Source organism: Paenibacillus sp. MDMC362, from assembly GCF_003269305.1.
GTDB lineage: Bacteria > Bacillota > Bacilli > Paenibacillales > Paenibacillaceae > Paenibacillus_AQ.
In genome coordinates, this window is the sequence record NZ_QLYT01000034.1 from 79895 (window position 1) to 98271 (window position 18377).

General features: G+C 51.0%; 15 protein-coding genes. 12 read left to right on the top strand and 3 right to left on the bottom strand.

Annotation, left to right across the window (positions count from 1 at the left end; all coding sequences use genetic code 11):
* The first annotated feature begins 6 nt into the window (after window positions 1–6).
* The 7 genes from DP091_RS17465 to DP091_RS17490 all read left to right on the top strand — a co-directional run bounded on the left by DP091_RS17465 (window position 7) and on the right by DP091_RS17490 (window position 6821).
* On the top strand, window positions 7–1404 hold the full coding sequence (locus DP091_RS17465; protein ID WP_113059493.1) for a (Fe-S)-binding protein: 1398 nt from the start codon (window positions 7–9) through the stop codon (window positions 1402–1404).
* A 281-nt stretch (window positions 1405–1685) separates the two neighbouring features.
* Window positions 1686–2252 carry a class I SAM-dependent methyltransferase gene (locus tag DP091_RS17470; protein WP_113059542.1) on the top strand — a complete coding sequence of 189 codons (567 nt, stop codon included), beginning with the start codon at window positions 1686–1688 and terminating at the stop codon, window positions 2250–2252.
* 167 nt (window positions 2253–2419) lie between these two features.
* Window positions 2420–2965, top strand: a complete 546-nt coding sequence (locus DP091_RS17475; protein WP_258394598.1) for a hypothetical protein — start codon at window positions 2420–2422, stop codon at window positions 2963–2965.
* Between the two features lie 6 nt (window positions 2966–2971).
* Entirely contained in the window at window positions 2972–3049 is a 78-nt protein-coding gene (locus tag DP091_RS32265) for an LPXTG cell wall anchor domain-containing protein (protein ID WP_306438126.1), read from the top strand.
* A gap of 842 nt (window positions 3050–3891) precedes the next feature.
* A complete protein-coding gene (gene map / locus DP091_RS17480; RefSeq protein ID WP_113059494.1) occupies window positions 3892–4638 on the top strand; it encodes a type I methionyl aminopeptidase in 747 nt (248 codons plus the stop codon).
* A 447-nt stretch (window positions 4639–5085) separates the two neighbouring features.
* The gene (gene pdxK, locus DP091_RS17485; RefSeq protein ID WP_076325345.1) at window positions 5086–5898 is read left to right on the top strand and encodes a pyridoxine/pyridoxal/pyridoxamine kinase; all 813 of its coding nucleotides are present in this window, start codon (window positions 5086–5088) and stop codon (window positions 5896–5898) included.
* A 260-nt stretch (window positions 5899–6158) separates the two neighbouring features.
* The gene (locus DP091_RS17490; RefSeq protein ID WP_071219687.1) at window positions 6159–6821 is read left to right on the top strand and encodes a YqaA family protein; all 663 of its coding nucleotides are present in this window, start codon (window positions 6159–6161) and stop codon (window positions 6819–6821) included.
* 128 nt (window positions 6822–6949) lie between these two features.
* Here DP091_RS17490 and DP091_RS17495 read toward each other — a convergent pair whose 3' ends face one another.
* Window positions 6950–7570: a hypothetical protein gene (locus tag DP091_RS17495; protein WP_113059495.1), complete on the bottom strand. Its 621-nt coding sequence runs from the start codon at window positions 7568–7570 to the stop codon at window positions 6950–6952.
* 309 nt (window positions 7571–7879) lie between these two features.
* Here DP091_RS17495 and DP091_RS17500 point away from each other — a divergent pair, with 309 nt between their 5' ends.
* Complete coding sequence (locus tag DP091_RS17500; RefSeq protein WP_113059496.1) at window positions 7880–8953, top strand: ATP-binding protein; 1074 nt, start codon at window positions 7880–7882, stop codon at window positions 8951–8953.
* Between the two features lie 61 nt (window positions 8954–9014).
* On the top strand, window positions 9015–10238 hold the full coding sequence (locus tag DP091_RS17505; protein ID WP_113059497.1) for an MFS transporter: 1224 nt from the start codon (window positions 9015–9017) through the stop codon (window positions 10236–10238).
* Window positions 10239–10408: 170 nt separating this feature from the next.
* Here the strand turns inward: DP091_RS17505 and rnjA are convergent, their stop codons facing one another.
* Entirely contained in the window at window positions 10409–12127 is a 1719-nt protein-coding gene (gene rnjA, locus DP091_RS17510; RefSeq protein ID WP_113059498.1) for a ribonuclease J1, read from the bottom strand.
* 185 nt (window positions 12128–12312) lie between these two features.
* Here rnjA and DP091_RS17515 point away from each other — a divergent pair, with 185 nt between their 5' ends.
* Together DP091_RS17515 and DP091_RS17520 are read left to right on the top strand one after the other, a co-directional pair.
* Window positions 12313–13068, top strand: coding sequence for a YqcI/YcgG family protein (locus DP091_RS17515; RefSeq protein ID WP_113059499.1), 756 nt, complete (start codon window positions 12313–12315; stop codon window positions 13066–13068).
* Window positions 13069–13387: 319 nt separating this feature from the next.
* Complete coding sequence (locus DP091_RS17520; protein ID WP_113059500.1) at window positions 13388–14791, top strand: glycosyl hydrolase family 18 protein; 1404 nt, start codon at window positions 13388–13390, stop codon at window positions 14789–14791.
* On the opposite strand, the gene DP091_RS17525 is transcribed toward DP091_RS17520, so the two are convergent.
* On the bottom strand, window positions 14786–15664 hold the full coding sequence (locus DP091_RS17525; protein ID WP_113059501.1) for a helix-turn-helix transcriptional regulator: 879 nt from the start codon (window positions 15662–15664) through the stop codon (window positions 14786–14788). The genes DP091_RS17520 and DP091_RS17525 overlap by 6 nt on opposite strands.
* A gap of 171 nt (window positions 15665–15835) precedes the next feature.
* On the opposite strand from DP091_RS17525, the gene yicI reads away from it, so the two are divergent.
* Complete coding sequence (gene yicI, locus DP091_RS17530) at window positions 15836–18163, top strand: alpha-xylosidase (RefSeq protein ID WP_113059502.1); 2328 nt, start codon at window positions 15836–15838, stop codon at window positions 18161–18163.
* Window positions 18164–18377 lie beyond the last annotated feature (214 nt).

Here is an 18377-nt window from a genome sequence, read left to right on the forward strand (position 1 = left end):
TAGCGCATGAATTCAACCCATGAGAAGCTTGCACAATCGCTGAAGCTGACGCTGGATGAGGATCAATTGACGAACTGTATGCGCTGCGGGTTTTGCCAGACCGCCTGTCCGACATTCCTTGAGACAGGGCTTGAAGCTGCCTCCCCGCGCGGGCGGATTGCGCTTATGAAAGCGGTCGTGGATGGTTTGATGGAACCGGATGAAAGCTTTCGTAGCCAAATGGATCTTTGTCTGGGCTGCAGAGCCTGTGAGCCTGCTTGTCCTTCCGACGTGAAATACGGTCAGCTGATCGAGCAGACCCGGGCGGCCATTGCGGCGGAGAAGCCTTATTCGCTGCCGGTACGAGTCGTCCGTAAGACGTTCCTGCAGGGGATATTCCCGCATCGCGGAAGACTGAAGCTGATCGGCAAGACGCTTTCGTTCTATCAGAAATCCGGGCTGCAGAAGTTTGCGCGCAGCTCCGGGGCCATGAGGCTGTTTCCCGACCATCTTCAGCAGTTGGAAAAGGCGCTGCCTGACGTAACGGGCGATGGCCTGGAAGAGCTGTGGAGCAAGGCTGGCTTGCCCTACCGCCGCGAGAAGACAGACAGCGGTTCGGGGCTTATGGTTATCCCTGCGGCCGGATCTAAGGTCGGCCGGGTCGGCATGTTCCGTGGCTGCATTATGGACGTCATGTTTGCATCCACGAACGTGAACACCGTACGGCTGCTGCGGCAGGCCGGGTTCGAGATTGTCATTCCGGAGGAGCAGGTATGCTGTGGTGCGCTGCATGCCCATGCCGGTGAAATGGACGATGCCAAACAGCTGGCCGGCCGGAACATATGGGCTTTTGGAGAAGCGAACGTGGATTACATTGCAAGCAATGCGGGTGGCTGCGGCGCCCTGCTGAAGGAATATGATCATCTGATGCATGCCGAACCGGATGAGCGGCTTCAGCGAGCGGCTGTTCTTTTTGCAGATCAGGTGAAGGATATTTCCGAGCTGCTGCACAGCCACGGTAGGCCGCTATCGCCGGTTCATGCCAAAAGCACACAGAACGAGGCCATAACTGTCACCTATCAGGACTCCTGCCACTTGCGCAATGTGATGCGGGTGCAAGGAGAGCCGCGCCAGCTGATGCAGCAGCTTCCGGGCGTACAGATGTGCGAGCTCCAGGGGGCTGAGGTTTGCTGCGGCTCAGCCGGCATTTATAATCTGACCCAGACGGAAATGTCGACCACGCTTTTGGATCACAAGATGGAACATGTGGAGGCTACCGGAGCCAAGGTCATCGTGACTTCGAACCCGGGATGTCTGCTGCAGATGAAGTGGGGGATCGAGCGTGCCGGCATGCAAAATGGTGTAGAGGCCGTTCATCTTGCGGATTTCCTGGCAGAGCAGATGCTGATTGAGGATAAGCCGTGACGAATGGTACAAATGGGGCAGCTTCATGGTCACTAGGATCATGGGGGTGCCTTTTTTTAGTCCGATTATTATCCTTCAGCGTGTTCATTGCGATCAGTTAATATATAATGGTTCTCGGATCGATATAGTGAAATAGGAAGGTTACAGTGATGAAGCAACGAACCGGTTTACATCGTTCCCTATCAACGGTATGGTAGATCGACAGGGGGATTTTTCCCCTCACAGGGTTCATAAACGTACATATGAGCAAAATGCAATCATGCGAGGAGGAGAGCGATACCATGAAAGAGAGCTTTGATCCGTCACTCATAGACCGATTGGAAAGTCCGGAAAGGAAGAAGGAGTTACCGGCATCTTCGCTGCTGGAGAAGCTCCAAGTGAGCGGCGAGGTGGATGTCCTTGATATCGGGGCAGGTACCGGTTATTTATCCATACCGGCAGCCTCGTTAACGACAGGGACGGTTTATGCGCTGGATACCGAGCCAGCCATGCTGGACATGATGCGCGGGCGTGCACAGGAACAGGGACTCACGAATATTAAGGTGATGGAAGGGATGCTGGAAAACCTTCCTTTCGAGCATGAAGCTGTGGATCGAGTCATTGCCTCCCTGATCCTTCATATCACCGATCAGTTGGAGCAATCCATCCGTCAGATAGCAAGTGTGCTGCGGCCAGGAGGACGATGCTTGTGTCTGGAATGGCAGGAGGATCCAGCCGAGAAGCGGGTTCCCCGTCCGAACCGGGTTGATCCGCATGTGATGAAGGCATTGTTGGAGCAAGCAGGGCTGCATGTGGAAGGAATCGAGTATCCTACGGAGCGTCATTATCTGATCATCGCCAGTAAATAGCCAATGACGATGAAGCCTCTTGCTGGATGCCATCTCCCCTTTAGATCTTGCCGCCCAGCGCCGCCTTACTACGTTTAGTGGAGGTAGATCTCGAATCGGTGCATTTTATGGATGCGGCTGGAACATTTTGGGGGAGGGGGCCGTCTAAGGATTGAGGTGATTCATTGATGAGGAAATCCAAGGTTATCATACTAAGCTGCTTGTTGCTGCTCATGAGCCTGCACGCCGTCAAACCAGCCAACGTATTTGCCTGCTCCTGTGCGGGGCCGCCTACGGTTGAGGAAGGCTTGGAACGAAGTGCAGCGGTATTTGCAGGCAAAGTGACCAAGCTGGTTAGCCCGAAGGCGAAGCTGGTGATGTCATCCGCAGATCCGGTCCATGTTAGGTTAGAAGTAACGGAAGTATGGAAGGGCGAATTAGCTGGAATGACGCAGCTTACCACGGCGGTGTCATCAGCCAGCTGCGGTTATGATCAGTTTGCCGTAGGAAGCGAATTCCTGGTGTTCGCGTCTGCCGAATCGGGTCAGCTGAGAACAGGAATGTGCGATGGCACGAAGCTCCTCTCCACCGCAGGCCAAGAGCTAATTGTGCTTGGAGATGGATATCCTCCAGAAGATGCATCTGCTCCTAGTGAAGCAGGGCCTGATACACTCGCTGAGGGCATACCTCCAGGTGAAGGTCAGGGTTCAGGTCAAACTCCATTCTTACTGTAGCCCGTCTTGTGGATAGCGGCAGCAATGCTGCTGGCAGCGGGGGGATGGCTTTATTTTTGGAGGAAGAATAAGCGAAATATATAGGGGTATAAAAATTTCATCAACTCTTTTTGCGCGGCTAAACAGCTATGCTGTAACTCTTGTAATTCAAGTGAAGGGGAGTAGCAGTTGCTGTACAGTCGCCATTTCGTGGCACGAACATGTCTTTCGGCTATTTCTGATAAGATGGAACCTTTATCGCGATAAACGGGGTGAAGGTTTTTTTGTTTCCTTCTGCCTATGGATTCGTATTAAAGGTAGAGCTTGCGATATTGCATTCGCAGTTAATGTGGTTTTGGCTGCCGTTGCCCTAGCCCTGACGCTGCCGGAAACAAGTGGAAAGCTAAAGAAACGGCCGGTTTGATATAATGAACATAGGAAAAAAGAAAGGAATTGTGATCTGGCGTGTAAAATTATCGTTTCTGCGCAACCTTACATTATATTGATGATATGAGGAGAAACGATTGTCATTGGATACATGAAGTTCGAAGTTAGATAAAATGCTGCGTGCCCTGATTCTGTTCATGGTCATAGAGAGCCATATGACTTTCTGGGTTACAGCCGAGTTGAAGCTGCCTCCGAGGATGCAACAAGCATACGCCTCCGTTCCCGTGCCTGTCCGCACGTAAACCGAAAGGCAGACGTTCCTAATGGAAATGATTGAGGTTCCTTTGGCTTAGGAGTAGAATAAGATGAGGTAGGGCGCTTTTCGCTTTTCTTTTTTTGGATACAGACCAGAAGAAAGCAGATACACCTTGTGATTGTGAATCAGCCTTATTGGCCGGGGAGTGGGAAGAGGCAGATGCCTGTCCTTCAGAATCTTCGGTCAGCTAAGGCTTTTTGATTTGAATAGGGGATAACAGCCATATGAGAAGGAGTGAGCAGGATTGATAATCCTTAAAACACCAGAACAAATCGCCAAGATGAATAAGGCAGGGGACATTCTCGCCGAATGCCACCGGCAGATTGCCAAGATGATTAAACCGGGCGTGACGACACTGGAGATTGATCAATTTGTCGAGCGGTTTCTGGCAGAGCGCGGCGCGACACCGGAGCAGAAGGGGTATCACGGATATCCCTTTGCTACCTGTGCGTCGGTTAATGACGTGATTTGCCATGGTTTTCCGAGCCATGAGCCACTGAAGGACGGGGATATCGTTACCATTGATATGGTGGTGAAGTATGATGGCTGGCTTGCCGATTCCGCTTGGTCCTATCCGGTCGGAGACGTGTCCGAGGAAGCGCAGCATCTGCTGGACGTAACGAAGAAATCCCTGTATCTCGGCATAGAGCAAGCCGTGATCGGCAATCGAATCGGAGACATCTCCCATGCGATCCAAACCTATGCGGAATCCCAAAATTTATCGGTCGTCCGCCACTTCGTGGGGCATGCCATCGGCGAAAGTATGCACGAGGAGCCCCAAGTGCCGCATTATGGACCGCCGAACCGCGGGACGCGTCTTAAAGAGGGCATGGTCATTACCATTGAACCGATGCTGAATCTTGGCACATATCAATGCAAGATCGATTCAGACGGATGGACCGCAAGAACGGTGGACGGCAAATGGTCCGCGCAGTATGAGCATACGCTTGCCATTACCAAGGACGGCCCGGTGATCTTGACAGAACAATAAGATGCGACTCCTTAGGGGCGTTGCTCCTTTGGAGCCGTCGGACGATACAAGCTATAAAGCACTATTCATGACTCAAAAGAAATGCTCCAACGGAGCAGGCGGAATTGTTCTGTAGAAGCGCAGCGTTCGCCTTTGCCCCGGATTTGAACGATATATCGCGATTCAGGGGAAATCGGGGGGCAACAGCGATCGGAAGAACAAACCGCATGCGGAGTGATGTGGTAGCTCTCAGAATTCATCTTTGAATAGACTTCGATTCGACATCTGCGAATAGACGCCACTCCCAGTTTTTCTTTAGAGATCAGGAAGTAATTGCTCAGGTGCTGTCCCTCCTGATCTCGCAAGAAAAACTTCCGCTAAAGAAGGATGCGACATCTACGAATAGACGCCAAACCGAGTTTTTCTTATAATAGAGTAATCATTTTACAAGCGAAGGGAACATGGAACATGACGATACGAAAAGCACTAACCGTAGCCGGCTCGGATACGAGCGGGGGCGCTGGCATCCAGGCGGATCTGAAGACGTTTCAGGAATTTGACGTATACGGTATGACCGCATTGACTACGATTGTCTGCATGGAACCAAAGACATGGGATCATCAAGTTTTCCCGGTGGCGCTAGATATTGTCGAAACCCAGTTGAAAACTGTGCTTGAGGGCATTGGCATCGACGCCATGAAGACCGGGATGCTCGGATCCGTAGAGATCATCGAGCTCGTGTCCCAGTATATCGACCGCTATAATCTGGAGCGGATCGTCATCGATCCGGTGATGGTCTGCAAAGGTACCGACGAAGTGCTGCAGCCGGAAAATACGGAAGCGATGCTGGAGTTCCTTCTCCCGCGCGCCGATCTGGTAACGCCAAACCTGTTCGAGGCGTCCCAGCTGGCCAAGTCCGGCCCGATCACGACCCTGGATCAAATGCAGGAGGCGGCGGCCATCATTCATGAGCGCGGCGCGAAGAATGTGCTGATTAAAGACAGAGGCAAGATCCGCGAAGGCAAAGCGATGGACCTGCTCTATGACGGAAACAGCTTTGAATGGTTCGAGGCCGACACCATTGTAACGAAGTACACCCATGGTGCGGGCTGCACGTCATCCGCTTCCATTACGGCTAATCTTGCCAAAGGTTTGACCGTTCGCGAGTCGGTACAGCAAGCGAAGGCATTCATTACCCAAGCCATCTCCAATGGCTTCCCGCTAAATGAATTCGTAGGTCCGACAAGACATTCCGCGCACCGCAGTTTATCTGCAAATTAAACAAGATACACTTTTTTGCAAGCTTATTCATGCATGGAATTCGGCTTGCAGAAGTGACCGAAAACCTTTCTTCCAAGAAGAAAGGTTTTTTTGTTGTTAGTTGAACTCGCTGCATATAGTGTATAGGAGCTAAGGCATGCTCCGTTTTACGCGGTTTTTACACAGGGATAGAGCCGCTTAGGTCCTTTCCAGTATAATTATGTGCTATAATTTATAAAGGGTCTGATAGAAGCAGGAAGAAAATGTTTAGGGGTTGAGACATGTTTCAGGACATTTTGGAATTTTTGAAAAATTTTGGTCCATGGGGATTGTTTATTCATTCGTTTGCTGATGCTGTAATTTTTCCGGTTCCCGCTTTTTTTCTGCAGGTTTCGCTTAGCATCATGCATCCGCAGGATGCGCTATGGCTCGCAACGTACGGTTTTATCGGGTGCTTGCTGGGGACGCCGCTGGGTTATTTAATCGGAAAGCTGCTTGGGAAGTCGGTACTATACAAGATTTTGAAAAAAGAGTGGATTGACGCTGCGACGAACATGTTTCAGAAAAACGGCGAGGCCGCCATATTGATTGGTTCCTTCACGCCGGTGCCCTTTAAGGTGTTCACGATTTTATCGGGGTGTTTGAACTTCCCGTTATGGAGACTTCTGGCTTATGCCGCTGTGGGCAGAGCCACCAAGTTTTATGTTGTAGGCACCTTGTTTTACCTGTACGGTAACGCGGCAGAAGGCATGGTTAAGGACGTATCGTTATATATCGCGCTTATTGCCGTTCCGCTTCTGTTGATCGGTGTGTACTTTAACCGCAAACGCAAGCGCAAGAAGATGGAGCAGGAAAAGCTCGCTGAAACTGCTGGTGAATCTAGTCCTGTTGTGGTCGAAAAGACGGTACTGGAGCAGACGTCGGACCAGACTCCATCGGCTTAACGCTGAACATTGACGTGGGGGATACCCTCCCGCGAGAATCATATAAAAAAGCAGCCGGGTGAGAGCCCGGCTGCTTTTTTCCAAGGTGTCAGAGAAACATATTTATATGATAGCTAAATATTTAGGTGTTAACCCGTTTTTCCGAATCTGAAGAACTTGCCTCGGCCTTTCGTTGTCACAGGAGTATACGTCGGTGATGGGGATAGCGGGGATGTCATGTCTTGAGTAAGATACCCGTGGAGAGGTCCACGGTAGACTTCATTCAACTGCGGTGAATGGGAGAAATCCTCCGGCGTTACGAGATGACAAGGCTTGTTTACAGGCCGCAGGCCTGCTTGCTCCAGCACCGTAGCAACAAAGTGGGAGCAGAAGAAAGCGTCGTCACGATCAATATGAATCCGAAACAATATACCCAGCAGCCCTAGCAGATTATATTTGTAGCGGTCCTGATCACGCATCATCTCTTTGACAAGGTTGTGCATGCGTTGATAGTCTTCCTTACTAACGCGGAAGTGATAAACCGCGCATTCCGAAGTGTAGAAGAAGGGGTCGCGCAGATTCTCGCGAACTAAACCGCCGTCAAACGGATTGTTCGCCTTCTTTCGCCCAAAGCTGTACACTTCGCGTAATTCGGAATCAAACGCGATGGATGCATGGTTGAGAGGGGCCTTCGTGAAATATTGGATCATTCTGCTGAACCAGGTGCCCGTGCCTGTAAGCACAATCCAAATATCTTGTTCCGTGTACATACTCGCAAACTCCTTTGTTAACGGTCCTAACGACTAGCAATTGTAAATGACTTGCTTTCTTTCACAATAAACGAAAAAGCCCAAGCGTTCAAGTCAAAAAAAACCATTTTCTCTCAATTTCACTAGAATAGCGCTGGGATTGCCACCAAAAAATAGAAACCTCATAACAATATATTCGCTTCATGTCCAAATTATCCTTTGGTTTGCGTTATTTATATTTTTCAATAGGCGATAGGAAAGGAGAAGCAATCCGATATCTCGAAATAGGTAAAACGATGGAACAATGAAAGACAGGAGGATCTCCAAACGATGATGAATAGTGAAAGTCTCAGCTATGATTTTATGGTCCAGGCGATTGAAGCAGCGCCGATTGGAACGGTATTCATCGATTCAGAGGGGAGCATTATCAAAATTAATCCCGCTGCTTGCGTCATGCTGGGGTATGAGGCGGAAGAGTGTCTGCATCATTCCTATTACAATTGGATTTATCCGGAGGATGTGAATAAGGACAAAGATAGAATGGAGAAGCTAAAGTCGGGTAAGACCGCTTCTTTGCAATTGGAGAAGAGACTGATACATAAACAAGGCGATATCAGGTGGGTATCTTGTATGCTAAGCACAGCTCGCAGCAAGGAAGGAACTACACTCGGCTATGTGGCGCATTTTACGGATATTACCGACATGAAAAAGGCGGCCCATCAAGAAGAGGAGCGGCTGATCCAGTCCGATAAGCTGTCCATGGCCGGTCAACTTGCAGCAGGGATCGCCCATGAAATTCGTAACCCTATGACTTCCATTAAAGGGTTCGTGCAGCTCATTCGCTCCGGCGCTGGCCGGAAGGATGAATATTTCGATATTATCTCCTCGGAGATCGAAAGGATCGAGCTGATCGTCAGTGAGCTTCTGTTTTTGGCGAAACCGCAAAGCGTGAAATTCGAGCGTGCCGATATCCGGCAGCTTCTGGACCAAGTGATTACGCTATTAAATACGCAGGCCATCATACATAACGTCGAGATTATAACGGATTTCGGAGAGCGAGAGGCCAATGTGGAGGGTGATGTGAATCATCTGAAGCAGGCGTTCATCAACTTTATTAAAAATGCGGTGGAATCCATGCCGGGTGGCGGGGAGTTGACCATTCGGCTAGAGAGAGGCGACGGCCACACCGTGGCCATCTATTTTACGGATAATGGCTGCGGGATTCCGGAAGCGATCCTCTCCCGTCTAGGGGAACCGTTCTTCACGACGAAGGAGAAAGGGAACGGCCTGGGATTCATGATCAGCAAAAAAATGATCGAGGACCACAAGGGGCAGGTTCACGTGTCCAGCAAGCATCAGGAGGGAACGACCATAAAGGTTATCCTGCCGCTGAGCATAATCTAGCTTGACCAGACGTATGGTTCGCTCTACATTATAGAAAGATATAGGAGAGGGGACGGCTGATATGGGCAATATGCAATTGTTAAAAGAGCCGAAGCGGCGCAAGCTGCTGTTCAGTGCGGGTGCCAGCTGGATGTTCGATGCGATGGATGTCGGCATGATTTCGTTTGTTGTTGCGGCACTGGCAGCCGAATGGTCGCTGAGCTCACAGCAGGTAGGTATTCTGACAAGCACTACATCGATCGGAATGGTGTTCGGCGCGGCTATGGCTGGATTCCTGGCAGATAAATACGGACGGAAAAATATTCTGCTGTGGACGCTGCTCATATTCTCGATTGCGAGTGGTCTATCCGCGCTGGCTACCGGTTTTATCATGCTGTGTCTGATGCGCTTTATTGCCGGCTTCGGACTCGGAGGAGAACTTCCGGTTGCCTCCACGCTGGTATCGGAAAGCATGCCGGTTCATGAACGGGGAAGAGCGGTTGTGCTGCTGGAAAGCTTCTGGGCGGCAGGCTGGATACTATCCGCACTCATTGCTTATTTCGTCATCCCGGATTACGGCTGGCGGACAGCCTTTGTTATTGGAGCTCTGCCTGCTTTTTATGCGCTCTATCTGCGGCGTGCCATCGAGGATTCGCCAAGGTATATCGAGCAGAAAGCCAAGGTTACCCGTAAGCTGACCTTCGGGCAGCGAGTGGCTTCGGTCTGGTCGGTGGAACATCGGCGTACGAGCATTATGCTGTGGGTGCTGTGGTTTACGGTCGTATTTTCGTATTACGGCATGTTCCTGTGGCTTCCGACCGTCATGGTCGATAAAGGGTTCAGTCTGGTCAGGAGCTTTCAATATGTGCTGATTATGACGCTTGCCCAGTTACCGGGCTATTTTACGGCCGCGTATTTTATAGAAAAGTTCGGGCGAAAATTCGTGCTCGTTACCTATTTGGTGCTGACGGCCTTTAGCGCAATCTGGTTTGGCTACGCCAACACGGAAGGCTCGCTGCTCGCAGCAGGCATTTCCTTGTCATTCTTCAATCTGGGAGCATGGGGAGGTCTATATGCCTACAGTCCGGAACTCTATCCGACGAAGGTTCGTTCAACGGGGGTAGGGCTTGCCACTTCGTTCGGACGGATCGGCGGCGTTATTGCGCCGCTGCTTGTGGGTGTGCTGAAGCAAAATGGCACTCCTATCGAATTCATTTTCGTGATGTTTTTCGTGACCATTCTGATCGGTGCGCTCGGCGTATTGATACTTGGCAAGGAAACAAAAGGGCTGGAGCTTGCGGACTAAGGCTAAAGAGACCAATTTAGATGGCGTCTTTCTTTCGAATCAAGCAGGACATGCTTCGAAAGTGTATATTGTCTGATATCTGAAGAAAAGGGTGGATCCGAAGGTTCAAATTACCTCGGATCCACCCTTTTTATGTTTGAGATACAGTCAAGGCTCAAAGACAATGAGACTTATACTTCCATAATGGAAGGCATAATGTACGGGCTTCGGCCCAGTTCTCTTTTAAAATAACGATTGAGCGTGTTGTTCGTCATCTGTTCCCAGGCAGCGCGGTTGTATTCACGCTGTTCACCGGCTTTGTTCAGCTGTTTGCGCAGCATCGCTTCAGCCCGGCGCAGAAGAGGTTTGGAGTCCTGCATATACACAAATCCGCGGGTAATCAACTCCGGCCCGGAGAGCAGCTTGCGGGTCTCGCGATGAACGGTGATAGCGACAATGACAACGCCATCGTGAGCGAGCTGTACTCGTTCCTCGAGCAATTCCTTCTCATGGGTACGCAGCTCACCATTGTTGATGTAGACGTCTCCAGAGGGGATGTTCCGCCCTTTGCGCGCATAGTTGCGGAATAGGGACAGTGTATTCCCGATGTTCATCAAGTAAACGTTGCTGTCGGGAACCCCAACCTGCACAGCGAGGTGACGATGATTCAGCATCATCCGGTATTCCCCGTGGATCGGCACAAAATATTTGGGACGCAAGCTGCTGATCATAAGCTTCAAATCTTCGCGGCAGCCGTGACCCGAAGTGTGGATATCGAGAATGGAGCCGTATTTAACCTCCGCTCCTGCCCGCATCAATAGATCGATGCTGCGATTGACGTTCTGGGTATTCCCAGGAATCGGCGAAGACGAGAAAATAACGGTGTCATCCGGATGAATCTGGATCGAACGGTGGGCACCCGAAGCGATGCGTGTCAGCGCCGCATTAGGTTCGCCCTGACTGCCTGTACAAATAATCAGCACCTGGTCGTCGCGATAGCGGTTAACGGCTTTAACATCAATCATCATGCCGTCCGGTACGCGAATATAACCAAGCTCTTGACCGATCACAAACACCTTCTCCATGCTGCGGCCGACGATGGCGATTTTGCGTCCAGTCCGGATGGCAGCTTCAACAACCTGCTGCAAACGATGAACGTTCGATGCAAAGGTAGCAAACAGGATCCGTCCGGGACATTCCCGGAACAGACGCAATATGGAATCGCCGACGGTGCGCTCCGACGGGGTAAACCCGTCCCGCTCGCTATTGGTGCTGTCAGCCATCAGGGCCAGGACGCCCCGCGCGCCGATATGCAGAATTTTATGCAGATTGGCAGGCTTGTCCTCCGGCGTAAAATCAAATTTAAAGTCCCCGGTATGTACGATCGGCCCGTACGGGGTTTCCACAACGACCCCGAAGGCATCCGGAATGCTGTGGGTGGTTCTGAAGAAATGAACGGAAAGATGACGGAATGAAATCGTTTCGTCTTCATGGAAGACGCGCAGATCACTCTGATCCAGCAGGCGGTGCTCTTCCAGCTTCGCTCGAACCAGGCCGATGGTCAGGGCCCCGCCGTAGATCGGCATCTGGATTTGACGAAGCACATAGGGAATAGCCCCAATATGATCTTCATGACCATGGGTCAGAAACATGCCCTTTACCTTATGTTTGTTATCAAGTAAGTAACGAATGTCCGGAATAATGTAATCGACGCCGCTCATTTCGGCATCCGGGAATTTCAGGCCGGCATCGATGATAATGATCTCATTTTTGAATTCCACACCGTACATGTTCTTGCCGATCTCGCCAAGCCCCCCCAGCGCAAAGATGCGCACGGGTGGAGCGGAAGGCCTCGGTTTTTTGGCGGGCTTGGCAGTTTGAATCTTATCTGTTAGCAGGGGTTTAGACATAATGTGAAAGAATCCTCTCTATGGTAATTAAGGCATAAGCCTGGTCATTTTATATTTCTTCTCTACTTAAGATATCAGAAAGTTCAAGCTTTTGGGAAACGCTTTTCGAAATTCATGTGCATTTCGCTCGTGACAGTCACCTATTTTTACTCACTCTTATATGATGTAGAAGAGGAGGACTGGTAATGAGCGGTTTATTGAGGTTGGACGATATGGATGCTGTCCATGGATTGCATGAGGAATGGCAGCGGAAAGCGATAACCAAGCTGACCGAGAAAATGACGGACCGTTATGCCAAATTCCCCTGCATTCCGGCTGTGCAAGGACATGCACTGAATCATTTTAGATACGGCTTTATACATCAGGGTGAATCACAGGCTGCGGCGGAACAGCTGGCTGCTCTGCTGCGCGAGTTCGGGCTCGGCTCCAGGGACTTTGGGCCTTATACTTCACTTGTCGTCATGATCGATACGGAGCATGGCCGCGATGGCCTGCAAGACGCCCAGTATTATGAGGGCTTGTTCTGGCAGCTGTTAAGTCGAACAACCGAATACGATACGGAACCTTGGCCGGCGGATCTGCCGGAGGAACCGACGGATCATCTATGGGAATTTTGTTTTGCAGGCGAGCCTTATTTTGTTTATTGTGCAACACCGGCACATGAGCTTCGCCAGAGCAGATACTTTCCCTACATGATGCTTGCTTTTACGCCTCGTTGGGTTCTGAAGCAGTTCAATGCCCGAACAAGGCAAGCAGAACACACCAAGGGATTGATTCGTCAGCGATTGGCCCAATATGATCCCGTACCGCCGCACCCTGACTTGAACCTCTACGGGGCGGAGGATAACTATGAATGGAAGCAATATTTTTTGCGGGATAACACGGAGTCACTATCGAAATGTCCGTTTGCTAGGCGGCATAAAGAGATCAATCAACGGTAAGAAATAACACGTTGCTATCATCATACCCTAAATCGGAGTCAGGGTTAACCATGCTTTCTATTTAATAGCTGCCTCATTCGCGGTAATCCGCAGTGTGACAGCTTTTTTTGCGTCGAAGTGCTGATTGGCCAGGGTATAGGATTTTGCCCCTGAATAAGTAAATTTTGTCCTTGTTGTACAAAAAATGGTCAAGTTACACTTAAAGTGCGTCATACCATTTCATCTATATGCGTTAGGAGGTGTGCAAGGTACGAGGCTTTCACCAGCTTTGAAACCGCTTTAATGAACAAAATCAATTGGCGAAGGAGTTGTTTGATGAATGACAAGGTTGTCCAGAACGATGAGAGGATGGATTCTCGGATTCATCGCCGTGCTGGTGCTTGGTATGTTCCCTGTGCACAAGGCTCAAGCCGCTGAGGCCTGTACGGAGCCTGCATGGAGCAGTTCTGCCGTGTATGGCGGGGGGAATATCGTATCCTTCAACGGTCATGCCTGGAAAGCGAAATGGTGGACACAGGGCGAGGTGCCTGGAACGACAGGACCATGGGGTGTATGGGAGGACCTAGGAAATTGCACTCCCGGGACACCGCCCGTCGATCCCCCGGTGGATCCTCCAGTAGACCCTCCTGTAGATCCTCCGCTGCCCGGTGACCGTATGTATGTCGCTTATGCGAGTACTTGGAACACCAGTATTTACGATCTGACGACCGCGAGCATTCCCAATTACATCACCCATCTCAATCTTGCATTCGTAAGGCCGGATACCACGTATACCCAGGGGTCCTACGCGTTTGATCAAGCCGTTGCGGGCTTGGAATTCGTGGAAGGGGCGACCACCCCGAACGGTCAACGAAAATTTACGTCCCAGCAGTCTCAGGATCTGCGTAACCATATCGCATCGCTCAGAGCCCGCGGAACGAAAGCGTTCTTATCGGTAGGAGGCTGGTCATACAGCCAAGGTTCGCAGTGGTCCAGATTCAATGCCAAGAACATTGTGGATTTGGCTCTCGATCTTGGCGCTGCCGGAGTCGACATTGACTGGGAATCCAGCGGCAGCAGCTGCAACAAAGGAACCGCCTCCCAGTTCAGCTGCACCAAGGATGGAGAGATCGCAGGCATTATTACGAGTCTCTATAATGAAATCCATGCAAGAAACGCGAATCTGCAGATTTCCATCGCCGGTTGGTCTACGGGCGCTTATTACGTGAAAGGAACGCCGTTTGAGGAAGGCAAGGTCCAATGGGGATCTCCTTTTGGCGGTACCATGTACCGCGTGGTTAAGGATCACGGCGGCAAGATCGACTTCATCAATCTGATGTCCTACGATGGCGGGATTTATTACGATCCGCGTGAAGGCTATGAATCGTATAAGGCAATATACAATGGACCTATCAACATGGGCATGCAAATTGCGCCGGAGGGATCCGGCGGGGCCGTCCTGCAACTGAATGCCGCACCGGGCACGGTATACGATGCCGACATGATGAACGGTCAGAATAATATCGCAACACCCTATTATAATGTAGAAACGATGGTGAACTATATGAAAAATAAGGGAAGGGCGAACGATGGATTCATGCTGTGGCAGCTCTGGAAACAGCGCGTTCACCAGCCCGCCCCGTCGGGTGCAGCGAATGAGAACAGTGCGGGCCAGTACGTATGCCGAAACCTGCCGCTTGCGGGAGATTGCAATCAGACCATACCAAGCCTGCCGAAATTATAATTTCTTCCGATACTCCGAGGGCGTGCAGTCCATGATCTTACGGAAGACCCGAACAAAATAACTGATATGCCCGAATCCGACATCGAGTGCGATGTCGGATATTTTATTGTCTGGCTGACGAAGGAGTTCAGCCGCCTGGCGAACGCGATAGGAATTCATATAATCCACGGGCGTTTGCCCGGTCATGGATTTAAAGAAACGGCAGAACTGGCCTTCGCTCATCGGGATCAGATCAGCCAGCTCACTCAGCCGGATCGGACGGTGATAATGATTCTGGATGTAGAGAATGACTTTCTTCAAACGATCCGTTCTCACCATATCCGCTGCTTCACTCCGGCTCCTGTTGACCAATCGGCCAGAGGATGCGGCCTGAAACAACATGAGAAACAGATGTCCCTTAATAGCAGCTTCATAACCGGCAGGTTTATGCTTCGACAGCCGTGTCATTTCCTTTATATGCTGAAGCAGCTGCTCATCGGTTTCGGATGTCATCCATCTTGGAAAGGTGGCTCTCCGCTCCTGAAAGGGAACAATCATTCCTTCCTGTACAAGATCGTAGCTGCTGCTGGCAAGCATGCCGACATCGAACACCATGGCGCAGAAGCTGCACCCTTGATCGCCCCGGGCATGACCTGTATGGAGATCTCCTCCATCGATAAATATCGCTTCACCCGCACGGACAGGGATATATTCCGAGTCGATCTGAAACAGAACCTCGCCTTCCAGCACGTGGAAAATTTCCGCTTCCTTATGCCAATGGGAGTCTACTACATGGGCCCCGGGGGCAAATTGATACCAGTAGGCACCAAACGGGAAGCGTTCATTCCCGTGAACGGTGCTTTCTTTTAAGGATTGGCGAAAGGATTGATCCATGATGTACCTCCTTGGAATGAATTGCCGCCTGAATGATGTCATCTTATATCAAAATTGTGCTATAAAACAATGGAATACTGTTAGATTGCCTTAAAATAGATCAGTATAATGATATTATAACGCTTACATCTTAAAGTTCAATTTTCATAATATAGAAAGGCGGATTAAAAAATGAAATTTACAGACGGCAACTGGCTTATCCGGGAAGGATATTCCGTTTCGGGGGCGGTTCAGGCTTATGATTTTGCGGTAAAAGGAGATATGTTGACTGCCTATGCCTCCACGGCCCCGATTCCGGGCAGAGGAGCAACGATTAACGCCCAGCTGATCACCGTGCAATTTCATTCTCCGGCACCCGGCGTCATCGGTGTAAAGCTGGTTCACTACGCGGGAGTAAGAGACAGAGGACCTGCATTCGAGTTGTACAAACAGGAAGGTGACCATACGGTCATTGAAGAGAACGATCAGGAGGCGGTTCTTCGCAGCGGCAATTTGAGCGTCGTGATCAAGAAAGGTCCGGAATGGTCGGTTCACTTCTATAGAGGAGAAGAACGCATTACCGGCAGCAGAGCCAAATCCATGGCACATATCGTGGAAGATGGCGGACAGACCTACATGCGCGAAGAGCTGGATCTTGGCGTAGGCGAGTGGGTATACGGGCTTGGCGAACGATTCACTTCGTTTGTGAAGAATGGCCAGGTCGTGGATATTTGGAATCAGGATGGCGGAACAAGCTCCGAGCAAGCCTATAAAAATATTCCGTTCTATCTGACGAACAAGGGCTATGGCGTGTTTGTCAACCAACCGGACCTTGTATCCTTTGAGGTGGCTTCGGAGAAAGTGAAGAAGGTGCAGTTCAGCGTGCCGGGCGAGTCACTGGAGTACTTTGTTATTGACGGGCCTGATCCGAAAGGCGTGCTGGACAAATACACGAACCTGACAGGCAAACCGGCACTGCCGCCGGCATGGACCTTTGGATTGTGGCTTTCGACTTCCTTTACAACCCAGTATGACGAAGCAACTGTCAACTCCTTTGTCGACGGTATGCTGGAACGCGATATCCCGCTGGAAGTGTTCCACTTTGACTGCTTCTGGATGAAGGGGCTCAACTGGACGGACTTCCAATGGGATGAAGAGGTGTTCCCGGATCCTGAAGGCATGCTCAAGCGTTTGAAAGAAAAAGGCTTGAAAATCTGCGTGTGGATTAATCCATATATCGCGCAGCGCTCGCGTCTTTTTGAGGAAGGCCGTGAAAAAGGCTACCTGGTGAAGAAAGCGAATGGCGATGTATGGCAGTGGAATCTGTGGCAGCCGGGTATGGCGCTGGTCGACTTCACGAATCCGGACGCATGCGAATGGTATGCAGGTTATCTGCGCGAGCTGGCAGATATGGGCGTTGATAGTTTCAAAACGGATTTCGGTGAGCGCATTCCGACGGACGTTGTGTATTTTGACGGCTCCGATCCTCATAAAATGCATAACTACTACACCCAGCTCTATAACAAAGTCGTCTTTGATGTGCTGGTTGAGAAATTCGGGAAGAATCAGGCGGCGGTATTCGCACGCTCCGCAACCGTTGGCGGACAGCAGTTCCCTGTTCACTGGGGCGGCGATTGCTATGCGGATTATGAATCGATGGCGGAGAGTCTGCGCGGCGGCTTGTCCCTCGGTCTCGGCGGCTTCGGCTTCTGGAGCCATGATATTGGCGGCTTCGAGAATACGGCTCCGGCGCATGTGTTCAAGCGCTGGCTGGCATTTGGCTTGCTGTCCAGCCACAGCCGTCTGCACGGCAGCAGCTCTTACCGGGTGCCATGGTCTTACGACGAAGAGGCCGTAGACGTTACGCGCTTCTTCACGAAGCTGAAGAGCCGTCTGATGCCGTATCTGTTCCATACCGCCGTACAGGCATCGGAGCAAGGGGTGCCGAGCATGCGCGCCATGTTCCTGGAATTCCCGGAGGATCCGGCCGTCGAAATGCTGGATCGTCAATACATGCTGGGAGATACCCTGCTTGTGGCACCGGTGTTCAGCGAGAACGGCGACGTGAAGTACTATCTGCCGAAGGGCCGCTGGACGCATCTGTTAACCGGAGAAACGGTGGATGGCGGAACCTGGCGCAAGGAAACGTACGATTTCCTCGGGCTGCCGTTGTTTGTACGCGGCAACTCATTCCTGGCTTTGGGCGCAAACGACACCCGTCCGGAATATGACTATGCCGACGGAGTGGAGCTTGGCTTGTATGCATTGGAGGACGGCAGCGAAGCTTCGGTCACCGTTCGCAACATGAACGGGGAAAGCGAGCTGGTTGTGCGGGCGGTCCGTGCAGGCAGCCGGATCGACTTTACGGTGGAAGGCAGCGGCAAGCCATTCTCCGTGAAGCTGCATGACACCGGAGCCGTTTCATCTGTAGAGGGCTCGGGAGTGAGCTTGCAAGAAGGCAGCATTCAAGTGGAAGCCGGACAACAAGCGGTGACTTTCACGGCAATTCTGGAAGCGTAAACTCTGGGAACGCCTGCTCGATAAGAGGGAAAAAAAAGCATAGCGAAGATGAGCCCGGACCAGCCTTATGCTGGAATCGGGCTTCTTCCATATTTTAGCTGGCCTTGAACTAACGGCAATGCTGATATAATAGGCCTGCGGCAGGTTTATTCACCAATGGTTGTAACCGTTTTCTTTTAGAAGGCTTGCCGAAGATTAAAGGACAGGAGCGAAG

Excerpts from the sequence above, each read along its gene's own strand:
- DP091_RS17475 (WP_258394598.1), top strand. The coding sequence starts at position 2,420 with ATGAGGAAATCCAAGGTTATCATACTAAGCTGCTTGTTGCTGCTCATG.
- DP091_RS17515 (WP_113059499.1), top strand. The coding sequence starts at position 12,313 with ATGAGCGGTTTATTGAGGTTGGACGATATGGATGCTGTCCATGGATTG.
- DP091_RS17490 (WP_071219687.1), top strand. The coding sequence starts at position 6,159 with ATGTTTCAGGACATTTTGGAATTTTTGAAAAATTTTGGTCCATGGGGA.
- rnjA (WP_113059498.1), bottom strand. The coding sequence starts at position 12,127 with ATGTCTAAACCCCTGCTAACAGATAAGATTCAAACTGCCAAGCCCGCC.
- DP091_RS17495 (WP_113059495.1), bottom strand. The coding sequence starts at position 7,570 with ATGTACACGGAACAAGATATTTGGATTGTGCTTACAGGCACGGGCACC.
- DP091_RS17520 (WP_113059500.1), top strand. The coding sequence starts at position 13,388 with ATGACAAGGTTGTCCAGAACGATGAGAGGATGGATTCTCGGATTCATC.
- DP091_RS17500 (WP_113059496.1), top strand. The coding sequence starts at position 7,880 with ATGATGAATAGTGAAAGTCTCAGCTATGATTTTATGGTCCAGGCGATT.
- DP091_RS17525 (WP_113059501.1), bottom strand. The coding sequence starts at position 15,664 with ATGGATCAATCCTTTCGCCAATCCTTAAAAGAAAGCACCGTTCACGGG.
- DP091_RS17465 (WP_113059493.1), top strand. The coding sequence starts at position 7 with ATGAATTCAACCCATGAGAAGCTTGCACAATCGCTGAAGCTGACGCTG.
- DP091_RS17470 (WP_113059542.1), top strand. The coding sequence starts at position 1,686 with ATGAAAGAGAGCTTTGATCCGTCACTCATAGACCGATTGGAAAGTCCG.
- pdxK (WP_076325345.1), top strand. The coding sequence starts at position 5,086 with ATGACGATACGAAAAGCACTAACCGTAGCCGGCTCGGATACGAGCGGG.
- yicI (WP_113059502.1), top strand. The coding sequence starts at position 15,836 with ATGAAATTTACAGACGGCAACTGGCTTATCCGGGAAGGATATTCCGTT.
- DP091_RS17505 (WP_113059497.1), top strand. The coding sequence starts at position 9,015 with ATGGGCAATATGCAATTGTTAAAAGAGCCGAAGCGGCGCAAGCTGCTG.